The following is a 12,516-nucleotide window of genomic DNA, read 5'->3' as shown; positions in this document are numbered from 1 at the left end:
CTGCAAGGTAAGCGCGTATTGATCCGCGAAGACCTCAACGTCCCAGTCAAGGACGGTGTTGTCACCAGCGATGCGCGAATCCTGGCTTCGCTGCCGACCATCAAGCTGGCCCTGGAAAAGGGTGCCGCCGTCATGGTGTGCTCGCACCTTGGCCGTCCGACCGAAGGCGAGTTCTCTGCCGAGAACAGCCTCAAGCCAGTGGCTGACTATCTAAGCAAGGCGCTGGGCCGTGAAGTGCCGCTGGTAGTCGATTACCTGGGCGGCGTTGACGTCAAGGCCGGCGACATCGTGCTGTTTGAAAACGTGCGCTTCAACAAAGGCGAGAAAAAGAACGCTGACGAACTGGCTCAGCAATACGCCGCTCTGTGCGACGTGTTCGTGATGGACGCATTCGGCACCGCTCACCGCGCCGAGGGTTCGACCCACGGCGTTGCCAAGTTTGCCAAAGTCGCTGCCGCTGGCCCGCTGCTGGCCGCTGAGCTGGATGCACTGGGCAAAGCGCTGGGCGCTCCTGCGCAACCAATGGCTGCCATCGTTGCCGGCTCCAAGGTATCGACCAAACTCGATGTGCTGAACAGCCTGAGCCAGATCTGTAATCAACTGATCGTCGGCGGCGGCATTGCCAACACCTTCCTCGCGGCGGCCGGTCACCCGGTTGGCAAATCGCTGTACGAGCCGGATCTGCTGGACACCGCGCGCGCCATCGCCGCCAAGGTCAGCGTGCCGCTGCCAGTTGACGTTGTGGTCGCCAAGGAATTCGCTGAAACGGCTGAAGCAACTGTGAAACTGATCGCTGACGTTGCTGCCGACGACATGATTCTGGATATCGGCCCGCAAACCGCAGCCCATTTCGCCGGATTGCTGAAATCGTCGAAAACCATTCTGTGGAACGGCCCGGTCGGCGTGTTCGAATTCGACCAGTTCGGCAACGGCACCAAAGTACTGGCTCAGGCCATTGCTGACAGCGATGCGTTCTCGATTGCTGGCGGTGGCGACACCCTGGCGGCCATCGATAAATATGGCGTGGCTGAAAAGATCTCCTACATTTCCACCGGGGGTGGCGCGTTCCTCGAATTCGTCGAAGGCAAAGTGCTTCCAGCCGTTGAAGTCCTGGAAAGTCGGGCCAAGGCCTGAGGCCGCCCGTTTGGCCAGGCAAAGGAGTGTTCACATGGTCAAGTCGTTAGCGCTGTTGTTGCTGACCGGTACGCTGGCGGCCTGCGGGAGTAACCCGAAGGCCGAGCCTACACCTGCGCCAGGCGCGGCGCAGAAAAGCTGTTATCAAGCGGACTGGCAGGCCGAAACCAATCCGGTGCTGAACAAGCGTTCCGGGCCGGACGGTCTGGACAAGTACGAGACGCAAACCCCGGCCAAGGAACATGGTTGTCCTTGACGGGTCTGACTCTTTAACTCAGGGCTGGCGGCGTGTGCCGTCAGTCGAGGAACACGGATGAAAGGCTTGATCGCCATTGCGGCGTTGGCATTGTTGGGCGGTTGCGCGCAGTTGAACCTGTTTCAGTCGTCCGCACCTGTGGATAACTGGACTACTTGGACATGCGACAGCCAAGCCAAAGTGCTTTGGCGCTACGCAGATGCCGGGCAAAAAGAAGTCGACGTGCGCCTCGGCGGCGGCGATCAGGTCTATCGCCTGAAACAAGAGCCGGGCGCCTCGGGCGTACTCTACAGCGACGGCATGCTGGCGTTTCACGTCAAGGGTGAGGAAGGCCTGGTGTACTGGGTCGCCACCAATGACCTGATCGGCCGCGGCTGCAAAGCTGAGTAGTAGCAACACCGCAGGCTCACTCCTACAGGGGGTCTGTGGTGTTTTCAGGAATTTGCTTTATCGAATCACCAGACCGGGCCTTAACCCCCGATCTGCAATCACTTGAATAGCCGCCGCCGCTCCGGCAGGCTGGCACGATTAACGACCCAAACCGGGAGAGATACACACAATGGCACTTATCAGCATGCGCCAGATGTTGTACCACGCATCCGAGTTCGGCTACGGCGTTCCAGCCTTCAACGTCAACAACCTTGAGCAGATGCGCGCCATCATGGAAGCCGCTGACAAGACTGACTCCCCGGTGATCGTTCAGGCTTCGGCCGGCGCCCGTAAATACGCCGGCGCGCCATTCCTGCGTCACCTGATCCTGGCCGCGATCGAAGAATTCCCGCACATCCCGGTGTGCATGCACCAGGACCACGGCACCAGCCCTGACGTCTGCCAGCGCTCGATCCAGCTGGGCTTCAGCTCGGTGATGATGGACGGCTCGCTGGGCGAAGACGGCAAGACCCCAACCGACTACGAATACAACGTCCGTGTGACCCAACAAACCGTGGCCCTGGCTCACGCCTGCGGCGTTTCGGTTGAAGGCGAACTGGGTTGCCTGGGCTCGCTGGAAACCGGCATGGCCGGTGAAGAAGACGGCATCGGCGCTGAAGGCGTTCTGGATCACAGCCAAATGCTGACCGACCCGGAAGAAGCCGCTGACTTCGTCAAGCGCACCCAAGTCGATGCATTGGCCATCGCCATCGGCACCAGCCACGGCGCCTACAAGTTCACCAAACCGCCTACCGGCGACGTGCTGGCCATCGACCGCATCAAGGAAATCCACAAGCGCATCCCTAACACCCACCTGGTGATGCACGGTTCCTCGTCGGTTCCACAAGAGTGGCTGGCGATCATCAACCAGTACGGCGGCGACATCAAAGAAACCTACGGCGTACCGGTTGAAGAAATCGTCGAAGGCATCAAGCACGGCGTACGCAAGGTCAACATCGACACCGACCTGCGCCTGGCATCCACCGGTGCGATGCGTCGCCTGATGGCCACCAACCCGAGCGAATTCGACCCACGTAAGTTCTTCGGCGCGACCGTTACTGCAATGCGCGACGTCTGTATCGCTCGTTATGAAGCATTCGGCACTGCCGGTAACGCTTCGAAGATCAAGCCGGTCTCGCTGGAAGCGATGTACCAGCGTTATCTGAAAGGTGAGTTGAACGCCAAGGTTAACTAAGCCTGAGCGTTCAACCGCTGATTCAAGAAACCCGCCGTGAGGCGGGTTTTTTGTGGGTGTGGTTTTTGCGTAATGAAGCGATGCAGATCGCTGAAAATCACTCGAATAAATCTGCAAGCTCTTCAAGAGTTGGCATAAAAGCGGGAACGACAGCGAGTTCACAATCCAAAGCGCCGAGAACCCGCGCATAGGCGTTCATGCTGACAGATAGGGTGCCTTTCTCTACCGCAATGACTTTGTATCGCGTCAATCCCGCGAGATCGGCAAGCTGTGCTTGTGTTAAACCACGGTTTAACCGCTTTTCGCGTAACTGGGTGGCCAGACGGCTGATTAATAGAAAGTGATCCATGTTCCCCCAGCGCAACATTTAGAGCTGAATGTGGCGTAAACGCCACATTGTATTTATGACGTATTTCACTCCACAGCGAGCGGCTAACTGGAGTCAGCCAATTGATCCCAGGTCGTAGCTCGCTTCTCCAAGAAACCCACGTGGCAGCGGGTTCCTAGTGGATGGTCCCTTGATTGGCGAAGCTGCTAAAAAACCTATAACGGACATTCCTAGTGTTTCGCGACGAAAAGTCCGATATGAGTGATTATTCCTTCAACTCGACATGATCCAGCGCCTGATTCACCGCCAGCGCACCGAGCATGACTACTTGGGCGATTCCCAGCGCTGTCTTGCGGTGCGAGGTATCGAGCATCGCTGCGAAGTTGTTGAGCATTTCGCTGGCTGAGCCCAGGGTTTCGCTGGCGTTGGCCAGCAGGGATTCGGGGTGTACTTCGGGTTGGCGAGGTACATGGGCTCGGGCTCGTTGGTGCTCGCCCTGATTTGGTCGGCGGGGTTGAGGTAATGGTCTAGGGCGCGTTCAGCGGCGTCGTTGAGTTTTTTTGAGGTGGGGGATTCGTAGGGGGACGCTGGGTCGGTGACCGGCGGGTGTGGCGTTGATTTGATCATGTTTCGTCTCCGGTAAATGGAGCTGACACCGGATCGCTACTAAACGACGGGGGTGGCAGCTGAACGCAGGTTAGTAGACCGGGGAGACGCGACCGGCGCGCCCGAAGGCGCCCTGCGTACAGCTACCATCAAGCGCAGGTATAAAAATACCTGACTGATAGATACCAATACGCATCGCGTAACCACGGGCTACTAAACCCGATCACTGGAAATCAGTGACGCGAATCAAGTTACCGATGGCCCTTCAAGCGCACAAGCCGGCGGATTCTGGCGTAGTGGTAGGCAACGACGCAAGGTGTTGTAGGCTGGATGACGTAACGCTGCGTGTCTTTAAACGCCGGGGTAAACAGCGACGAGATTGGCTTGGCGCGAGGGGATTTAGCGAAACGTCGCACCGCCCCGATGGACCGCGAAGCGGTCCCAGAAAGCGGGGCCTGCTTCGCAGTCCATCGGGGATAAATCCCCTCGGCACAGTTTTTTTGCCAGATCCCTAGCATCGGGGTGCCAGTACTGCCCCGTTACTTATCATGATCGATATCAAGCTTGCTGAACGTCACCTGCCCACCTTCACTGGTGTACCCCGTGTTGTCCTGCACATAAACCCCAGCCTTGAAGTACAGCGGCTTATTGCGCCATGTCGCGCTGATCTGTGAATCCCACTGATAACCCGCCGCACTCACGCCCAGCGCGCCGCCGGGGCTGAGGTGGATCAGGTAGTTGAATTCGCGATCCATTTTGACCCCGGTGGCAAGGGTGATGACGCGGCTTTCGTCGTCATCCGGGCGCATGCGCACCTTTATCACCAGGTTGCCGGTTTCGGTTTTGCTCTTGTATTGATATTCGAGTTTGAGCATTGGCTTCTGGCTTTCATAAGCATGAATCTGGCCGATGACGATTTTGCCCGAGCTTGGCACTTTGTTGACCGTGACGGTCGCGCGCAGCAGGTTATCGGCGTCCGGGTAGTACCAGTTGCGCAGGGTGCCGTTGCTGTAGGTCTCACGAAGTTCGGTGCGCGGGTAGATGGCGTTTGCGGTTTTTGACCCGGTAACCGGTGACCAGAAGAATAGGGTGCCGGTGTCAGAATGGAAGTATTGATCCTTGAAGCCTTTCACCAGTTTGGAGGTTTCGACGGTATATGGCGGGCTGCCAACGGGAACGCTGAGGTTCCAGGTTGCGAGATCGATCATGTCGGTTCTTCCACTCAAGTTTCACTGCACGCACGTGCCAGAAGCTCTAGCTCGCGCGTTTTGGGGCGGTCTTTATAAGCTCAGATGGAAATTTTGTTAACGGCCGTCCGGCGGACGGTTGACGTCAACATCCTGTCGAAATGCCATCTTTCCCGGTTTCAGGGCGCTTCAAGCGCGACCGTTAGTCGGCTAGACCAGACATTGGTTAAATGATGGCCTGATGACAGCTTCTGCTTTTGTGGATCCAAGACTAGAGTGAAGACTCAGCAAGTGTACGGTTTTTACCGGAACCGCCCTGATGTCCCGACATGAGAAGTAGCATGGAATGCGCGCGACCCCCGCCAGGTGAAGGCAGCTCTGTCCTTTTGATCGTAGATGATTACCCTGAAAACCTGATCAGCATGCGCGCGTTGTTGCAGCGTCAGGATTGGTACGTCATGACCGCTGCCTCCGGTTTCGAGGCGCTCAATATTCTGCTCGAACACGACGTCGATCTGGTGTTACTGGATGTGCAGATGCCGGGCATGGACGGTTATGAAGTCGCGCGACTGATGCGCGGCAGCCAGCGTACAAGCCTTACGCCAATCATCTTCCTCACCGCCAATGAGCAATCCCAGGATGCCGTGATCAAGGGCTATGCCAGCGGTGCGGTGGATTATCTGTTTAAACCCTTCGACCCGCAGATCCTCAAGCCCAAGGTGCAAGCGTTGCTGGAGCAGCAGCGTAATCGCCGGGCCTTGCAGCGTCTGAGCCGCGATCTGGAATCAGCTCGGGCCTTTAATGCTTCGGTGCTGGATAACGCCGCCGAAGGCATTCTGGTACTGGGCGAGAACGGTTTGATCCGCTTTGCCAATCCGGCGATTTCACGGCTGCTTAATGCGCCCGTGAAGGAGTTGGAGGGTAAGGAGTTTCTCGATTATCTGCAGAAACCGCACATTGCGCTGTGGGCCGATTCCGAGTTCATCGTCAGTTACCAGCGCGGCGAGACCCTGCGTCTGCATGACGCTTTGCTGCGTACCGCGCCCGGGCAGCAAGTTCCGGTGGCGTTGTCCTGTGCGCCGTTGCCAGCCGAGCAGCGCGCCATGGTGGTGACGCTCCTCGACATGTCGGTGGTGCGCCATCTGCACCAGCAGCTTGAATATCAAGCAGTCACTGATCCGCTGACCGGGTTGCTCAATCGTCGCGGTTTTTATCAAACCGTCGAAAACCTGCTATTGCGCGGCGAACGTAGCGACAGCCGTTGGGTGCTGCTGTATCTGGATCTCGACGGCTTTAAACGCGTCAACGATTCCCTGGGTCACGATGCGGGCGACCGCGTTTTGCGCTGGGTCTCCGAGCAGTTGAAGGCGTGTTTGCGGCCCTTCGATATTCTGGCGCGCATGGGCGGGGACGAATTTACCGCACTGCTGGATCTGGAGTTGCCTGAACACGCGGCGAAGATTGCCGAGAAACTGATCGAACGGGTGTCGATTTGCCAGCAGATCGAAGGACTGGATATCGCCCTCGGCGCCAGCATCGGCATTGCCACTTATCCGGATTGCGGATCGAATCTCGACGGATTGCTGCGCGCCTCGGACATTGCCATGTACGAAGCCAAGCGTGCCGGGCGTCAGCAGTATCGTTTCTACGATCATGAGATGAACGGCCGTGCGCGTTCGCGGTTGATGCTCGAAGAAAGCGTGCGCACTGCCATCGAAAACCGCGATTTCAATCTGGTCTATCAACCGCAGGTCGCTATCGATACTGGCCAGATCCGAGGTTTCGAGGCGCTGTTGCGGTGGCAGCACCCGAGCGTGGGTGATGTGCCGCCGGGTTTGTTCCTGCCGTTGCTGGAAGAGGCTCGGCTGATCAGTCGCCTCGGCAGCTGGATTTATCACCGCGGCGCCGGCCAGCGCAAAGCCTGGGAAACCTTGTTTGCCGAAGACCTGGTGCTCGGTGTGAGTTTGAGCAACACCCAATTCAGCCTGCCCAATCTGGTCACCGAATTGCGTCAGGTCATGGAGCGACATGCCTTGCAGCCACGGCAACTGGAGGTCGAGGTGACCGAAGAAGCCTTGATGCAGAACCCCGACGAAACCCGTAAGCAGTTGCGCTTGCTGCGCAATCTCGGGGTGCGGGTGGCGCTCGACGACTTCGGTTCCGGGCCGTGTTCGCTGGCGCATCTGCGCGACCTGGAGCTGGACACGCTCAAGCTCGATCGCCATCTGATTGCGCGGTTGCCGGACTCCAAAAAGGACGCGTATCTGGTGAGTACGGTGATCAATCTGTGCAAGCAATACGGTTTGCTGGTGATTGCCGAGGGTGTCGAGACCATCGAGCAATACCAATGGCTGCAAGCTCACGGCTGCGAGTACGTGCAAGGCTTCCTCGTGGCGCATCCATTGATTGCCGAAGAGGCTGCAAGCTTTGCCGAACCTTTCGACTGGAGCGCGCTGCCCGGTTGAATTCGCTACACTGGCGCACCTTTTCGAACCGTGTCGCCTGTCCATGACTGTGTTGAAGTACCTCCAGGCCTATCCCACGCAATTGCAGGATCAGGTGCGCCAACTGATCGCCGATGGGCGTCTGGGTGATTACCTGGATCAACGCTATTCGGGGCGCCACGATGTGCAGAGCGACAAGGCGCTGTACAGCTACGCGCTGGACCTGAAGCAGGAATACCTGCGTAACGCCCCGGCCATCGACAAGGTGCTGTTCGACAACCGCCTCGACCTGACCCATCGTGCGCTCGGTTTGCACACCACGGTTTCGCGGGTGCAGGGTGGCAAGCTCAAGGCCAAGAAAGAGATTCGCATCGCCTCGCTGTTCAAGGACGCCGCGCCGGACTTTCTTAAAATGATCGTCGTGCACGAACTGGCGCACTTCAAAGAGTCAGATCACAACAAGGCGTTTTATAAATTGTGTGAACACATGCTGCCGGGGTATCACCAGGTCGAGTTTGATCTGCGGGTGTATCTGACCTGGCGGGATATGCAGTAACAACAGTCTCAACCAGGAAGGTGTGGATGGACGTCAGCAAGACCAAAAGCAGTTTCTATCGACGCTTGTATGTCGCATACCTGATCGACAGCGGCCTGGCCCCAAGCGTGCCGACGCTGACCGAAGTGACCGGCATGCCCCGGCGCACGGCGCAGGACACAATCGCGGCGTTGGCCGATCTGGATATCATCTGCGAGTTCGAGCAGGAAGAGGGCGCACGCAACCATGCCGGGCGTTATCGGATTCGCGAGTGGGGGGCGATTGATCGGGGGTGGATCGAACGCAATTTGCGGCAGATCAAGGCGGTGCTGGAATATCCCTGAGCCTTATGTTGATTGAGCTGACGCCATCGCTGGCAAGCCAGCTCCCACAGGTTTTTCTGGAGCTCACATAAGTTGTGAACGACGCAATTCCTTGTGGGAGCTGGCTTGCCAGCGATGGGGCCTTCAGGAACGACGCATCCCGATATGCGGAATGTCATCCTCCAGGTATTCCTCGCCTGCCACCACAAACCCGTATTTGCCGTAATACCCCTGCAAATGCGCCTGCGCTGACAGATAGATCGGCGTCTGTGGCCAGTGTTTCTCGGCCTGCTTCAGCGCCTGCTCCATCATTTCATGCCCCAGCCCTTGGCCTCGGGCTTGCGGCGCAGTGATCACGCGGCCGATCACCACGTCGCCACCCTGGGATTCTGGATCGAGCAGGCGTAGATAAGCCTTCAACTGGTCATCCTCCCAACCCATCAGGTGATAGGTGTCACCGTCCAGATCCTGGCCGTCGAGGTCGGGGTAGGCGCATTTCTGTTCGACCACGAACACTTCCGACCGCAGCTTCAACAGTGCGTACAGCTGCTCTTTGCCCAGATCGCTGTGATGTTTGCAGACCCACTCGATTGTCATTTTCCGATTCCTTGAATACGTCGCCTGATACTAAGCGCACCGATCGCAGATGTCTGTATGGCGTAAGAGTCTGTGACAAAGGTCAAAATGCCATCATTCCTTTCGCGCAGCGCGGACGACTTTGTGTAATCTGCGGGTAAGCGCTGTGCACTGGCGCCATTGAGCTAATGTTAGTGCCTGGGTTTTGCCGGTAAGGGGCCTTGGGGTTTTGGCTGAAAACATGCAGGGCTCCGGCCCGCTAAGGATTTTCAAACATGCCGCGTTTGCATCGAGCCTTGGCTTTGATCGGATTGCTCTTGCTGGCTCAGACCGCAGCGGCGGAGAAGCTGCGGCTGGTGTTTGATCTCTGGCCGCCCTTTACCGATGACACGCTGGTCAACGGCGGTCTGGCCACCGACATCGTCACCACCGCGCTGGCCCGGGCCGGTTTTGCCAGCGGGTATCAACAAGTACCGTGGGCGCGGGCGCTGCTGGGGGTGGGCGAGGGGCGTTACGACGTACTGGTCAACGCCTGGTATAACGAAGACCGGACGAAACTGGGGCAGTTTTCCGGTGAGTATCTGGTCAACCGCATTCGCTTCCTCAAGCGCAAAGACACGCCACTCGAATACAACAGTCTGAAGCAACTGCACACTTATCCCGTGGCGGTGGTACGCGGTTACGCCTACTCGCCGCCGTTCGATGCCGACACGGCGTTGCAGAAAGTTCCTGTACACAACTTCGCAATGGGCGTGCGTATGCTGGCGGCGGATCGGGTCAAGCTGACGCTGGAGGACGAATATGTCGCGCGCTATTACCTGGCGCGGGAATCATCGAAGGTACGCAGTGCGGTGGAGTTTCTACCCAAGCCTTTGAGCGAGAACAGCCTGCATATATTGGTGAGCTTGAAGAACCCGCAGCATGCGCAGATTGTCGCGGGGTTTGATAAAGCGATTGCAGCGATGAAGGCGGATGGGAGTTATGACAAGTTGCTCAGGCAGCATGGGATGTGAAGGCTGATCCAGCACTCTCTGTGTGGCTGTTGGCCTCATCGCTGGCAAGTCCGGCCAGCTCAATTCTCGCTAGTGTCCTTGATCAGGTGCGCCGCCAACGTACGCAACGGCCCCAACTGTCGGCAGATCAGCGCCAGTTGCGTCTGCACCAGTCGCTGCCCTTCATCGATTTCATCGGGCATCTGTTCCAGCTCATTGGCCAGTGCTTCTTCTTCGTCACTCTGAATCGCAATCGGCTGTTTGCTCGCCAGGCCTTGGGCGATTTCATCGATGCTCGCCGCCAGTTTCACTCCGGCGCCTTCGATCAACTGCTCACGCACATCCGCTGGCAACTGGGTTTCGCGGTGCGCGCCCAGCCCTGACAGATAGCTCAGCAAGGTGTGCGACAGCACCAGAAAGCGGAAACCGACATCCGCTTCTTTACGGAAATGCCCCGGCTCCATAAGCATGTTCGCCAGCGTAGTAGACAGCGCCGCATCAGCGTTGTGCGCGTTGCGTCGGGCCAGACGATAAGCGAGGTCGTCACTCTTGCCAGCGGCGTATTGCTGCATGATCTGGCGCAGGTAGACGCTGTTGCAGGTCAGTGTGTTGGCCAGCACTTTGTTCAGGCGCCGACCCTGCCAGTCCGGCAGGAACAGGATCACCGTCAGACCGGCGATCAGGCTGCCGAGCAAGGTATCGAACAGTCGCGGCAGGAACAGCCCGTAACCGTCGCCGACCTGATTGAAGCAGAACAGCACCATGATGGTGATCGCGGCGGTCGCCAAAGTGTAGCGGGTGGTGCGGTTGGTAAAGAACACCACCCCGGCGGCGATGGCGAAGCACGACTGCACCAAGGGACTTGGGAATAGATCGAACAACGCCCACGCCACGGTCAGACCGATGGCGGTGCCGAGAATCCGCTGGCCGAGTTTGCGTCGCGTCGCGCCGTAGTTCGGCTGGCAGACGAACAGCGTGGTGAGGATGATCCAGTAGCCTTGCGACGGGTGAATCAAATGCACCATGCCGTAGCCGATACTCAAGGCCAGCGGCAGACGCAGGGCATGCCGGAACAACAGCGACGTCGGCGTCAGCTGCGTGCGCAAGCGAATCCACACGTCCTTGAGGTTGCGTGGTGAGCGGTCGAGCAGGCTGCTGTCGGTGGCGTCGGCCAGGGCGTCGGGGTTGCTCGCATCGCTGAGCAAGCGGTCGAGGGTGCCGAGGTTGGCCGCCAGTGCGCGCAGTGAGCGCAGCAGGCCGCGCCATGCCGGGTTGCTCTGGATGCGCAGGTGTTCGAGGGACGCATCGAGATCGCTCAGGGCTTCGGCGAAACTGGCGTCGTAGATAAACGGCTGACGCATCTGGATCGATTCGGCGAGCGCCCGGCAGGCTTTGCCTTGCTGGCGCAACAGGCGTTGGCAGCGGAACAGCACGTCGCTGTGGAAAAATGCATCGGCCAGCGCGTTGTACGGATAGTGCGAAGAGCTGGCGCGTTCGTGGATGTCTTGGGCGAGGAAATACAGCTTCAGGTAACGGCTGACTTTCGAGCCGGGGCGACCGTTGCCGACCCGGTGCAGGATGATTTCCTTGGCGCTGTTCAGTGCCGCCACCACGCGGCCATTCTGCTGCGCCAGTTCCAGGCGTCGGGCTTCGACGTCCATCTGCCGGATCGGCTCGAACAGCGAAGATTTCAGCTTCAGGTAAAAGCCCAGTTCACGGAACAGCCGCGCCAGACTTTGCTGCACGGGTTGGTTGGAAAACAGCGCCTGCCACAACACCGAGAGCAAGCCGTACCACGCGGCGCCGGCAACCAGCAGCATCGGTTCATGCCAAAAATCGAGAACCGCGCCGCCGCGCTGGTCGACACCAATCATCGTGTACACGGAAAGAATCAGCGTCGCCGAGGCAATCGCCCCATAACGCTCGCCGAGCGCGCCTAGCATGGTCAGGCCGAAGCTGGCCAACGCGAGCGCTATCGCAAAGACGATGGGGTAGGGGAAGAGCAATTCCACCGACAGCGCGGCGATGCTGAAACACACCAGCGTCACCGCGAGTGCGTTGAGGCGGCCCTGCCAACTGTCGTCGGTCTCGGCCAGGGCGCTGGCGATAATCCCCAGGAACAACGGGATCAGCAGGCCCATTTCATCCTGATACCAACACAGCGCCATGCTGCCGGTCAGGGCGATGAACACCCGCACGCTATAGCTGAATTTATCCAGCGCCCACAGGCGCCGCAAAGACTGACGAAACGAGGTCGAGGACATGAAGTGCGAGGGCCTTCCGAGGCGATGCCGCTAAATTGAGCCAGTAATGACGTCGACGCAATGGCGCCGATCACATCTGACAGCAAAAAGTGTTCCTTGATGAATGAATATTTCAGCCGTGGCCCTGACCCTGTGGCGAGGGGATTTATCCCCGTTGGGCTGCGAAGCAGCCCCAAGAAGGTTCATTGCGGCCCTCCCGATTCTCCGAGGGGAGAGATGTAGGGGGGCGCGTCGCACCCCAACGGGG

12 protein-coding genes and 1 pseudogene are annotated in these 12,516 nt (G+C 58.6%); 8 read left to right on the top strand and 5 right to left on the bottom strand.

Annotated elements, in window-relative coordinates:
* The 4 genes from ACIQVE_RS00535 (at position 1) to fba (ending at position 3,014) form a co-directional block, all read left to right on the top strand.
* The gene (locus ACIQVE_RS00535) at positions 1-1,134 is read left to right on the top strand and encodes a phosphoglycerate kinase (protein WP_402803695.1); all 1,134 of its coding nucleotides are present in this window, start codon (positions 1-3) and stop codon (positions 1,132-1,134) included.
* A gap of 34 nt (positions 1,135-1,168) precedes the next feature.
* The gene (locus ACIQVE_RS00530; RefSeq protein WP_402803504.1) at positions 1,169-1,390 is read left to right on the top strand and encodes a hypothetical protein; all 222 of its coding nucleotides are present in this window, start codon (positions 1,169-1,171) and stop codon (positions 1,388-1,390) included.
* A 57-nt stretch (positions 1,391-1,447) separates the two neighbouring features.
* Positions 1,448-1,780, top strand: coding sequence for an MliC family protein (locus ACIQVE_RS00525; protein ID WP_402803502.1), 333 nt, complete (start codon positions 1,448-1,450; stop codon positions 1,778-1,780).
* Between the two features lie 169 nt (positions 1,781-1,949).
* Positions 1,950-3,014: a class II fructose-bisphosphate aldolase gene (gene fba / locus ACIQVE_RS00520; RefSeq protein ID WP_402803500.1), complete on the top strand. Its 1,065-nt coding sequence runs from the start codon at positions 1,950-1,952 to the stop codon at positions 3,012-3,014.
* 97 nt (positions 3,015-3,111) lie between these two features.
* Here the strand turns inward: fba and ACIQVE_RS00515 are convergent, their stop codons facing one another.
* From ACIQVE_RS00515 to ACIQVE_RS00505, 3 genes and pseudogenes are all read right to left on the bottom strand, one after another.
* Complete coding sequence (locus tag ACIQVE_RS00515) at positions 3,112-3,363, bottom strand: helix-turn-helix domain-containing protein (RefSeq protein ID WP_402803498.1); 252 nt, start codon at positions 3,361-3,363, stop codon at positions 3,112-3,114.
* A 244-nt stretch (positions 3,364-3,607) separates the two neighbouring features.
* Positions 3,608-3,969: pseudogene (locus ACIQVE_RS00510) on the bottom strand (DUF6124 family protein).
* Positions 3,970-4,487: 518 nt separating this feature from the next.
* Entirely contained in the window at positions 4,488-5,156 is a 669-nt protein-coding gene (locus tag ACIQVE_RS00505; protein WP_402803496.1) for a polysaccharide lyase family 7 protein, read from the bottom strand.
* A 320-nt stretch (positions 5,157-5,476) separates the two neighbouring features.
* Here ACIQVE_RS00505 and ACIQVE_RS00500 point away from each other — a divergent pair, with 320 nt between their 5' ends.
* The 3 genes from ACIQVE_RS00500 to ACIQVE_RS00490 are packed head-to-tail and all read left to right on the top strand — an operon-like array spanning position 5,477 to position 8,458.
* Entirely contained in the window at positions 5,477-7,600 is a 2,124-nt protein-coding gene (locus ACIQVE_RS00500) for a putative bifunctional diguanylate cyclase/phosphodiesterase (protein ID WP_402803493.1), read from the top strand.
* Positions 7,601-7,643: 43 nt separating this feature from the next.
* The gene (locus ACIQVE_RS00495) at positions 7,644-8,135 is read left to right on the top strand and encodes a M48 family metallopeptidase (protein ID WP_402803491.1); all 492 of its coding nucleotides are present in this window, start codon (positions 7,644-7,646) and stop codon (positions 8,133-8,135) included.
* A gap of 26 nt (positions 8,136-8,161) precedes the next feature.
* Entirely contained in the window at positions 8,162-8,458 is a 297-nt protein-coding gene (locus ACIQVE_RS00490) for a helix-turn-helix domain-containing protein (RefSeq protein WP_016772794.1), read from the top strand.
* A gap of 123 nt (positions 8,459-8,581) precedes the next feature.
* Here ACIQVE_RS00490 and ACIQVE_RS00485 read toward each other — a convergent pair whose 3' ends face one another.
* On the bottom strand, positions 8,582-9,034 hold the full coding sequence (locus tag ACIQVE_RS00485; protein ID WP_402803488.1) for a GNAT family N-acetyltransferase: 453 nt from the start codon (positions 9,032-9,034) through the stop codon (positions 8,582-8,584).
* Between the two features lie 254 nt (positions 9,035-9,288).
* Here ACIQVE_RS00485 and ACIQVE_RS00480 point away from each other — a divergent pair, with 254 nt between their 5' ends.
* On the top strand, positions 9,289-10,026 hold the full coding sequence (locus ACIQVE_RS00480) for a substrate-binding periplasmic protein (protein WP_402803486.1): 738 nt from the start codon (positions 9,289-9,291) through the stop codon (positions 10,024-10,026).
* A 59-nt stretch (positions 10,027-10,085) separates the two neighbouring features.
* Here the strand turns inward: ACIQVE_RS00480 and yccS are convergent, their stop codons facing one another.
* Positions 10,086-12,269, bottom strand: a complete 2,184-nt coding sequence (gene yccS, locus ACIQVE_RS00475; protein WP_402803484.1) for a YccS family putative transporter — start codon at positions 12,267-12,269, stop codon at positions 10,086-10,088.
* Positions 12,270-12,516: the final 247 nt, after the last annotated feature.

The sequence above is a fragment of the Pseudomonas sp. NPDC098747 genome, assembly GCF_044760045.1.
GTDB lineage: Bacteria > Pseudomonadota > Gammaproteobacteria > Pseudomonadales > Pseudomonadaceae > Aquipseudomonas.
This window is presented reverse-complemented; position numbering and strand designations above follow the sequence as displayed.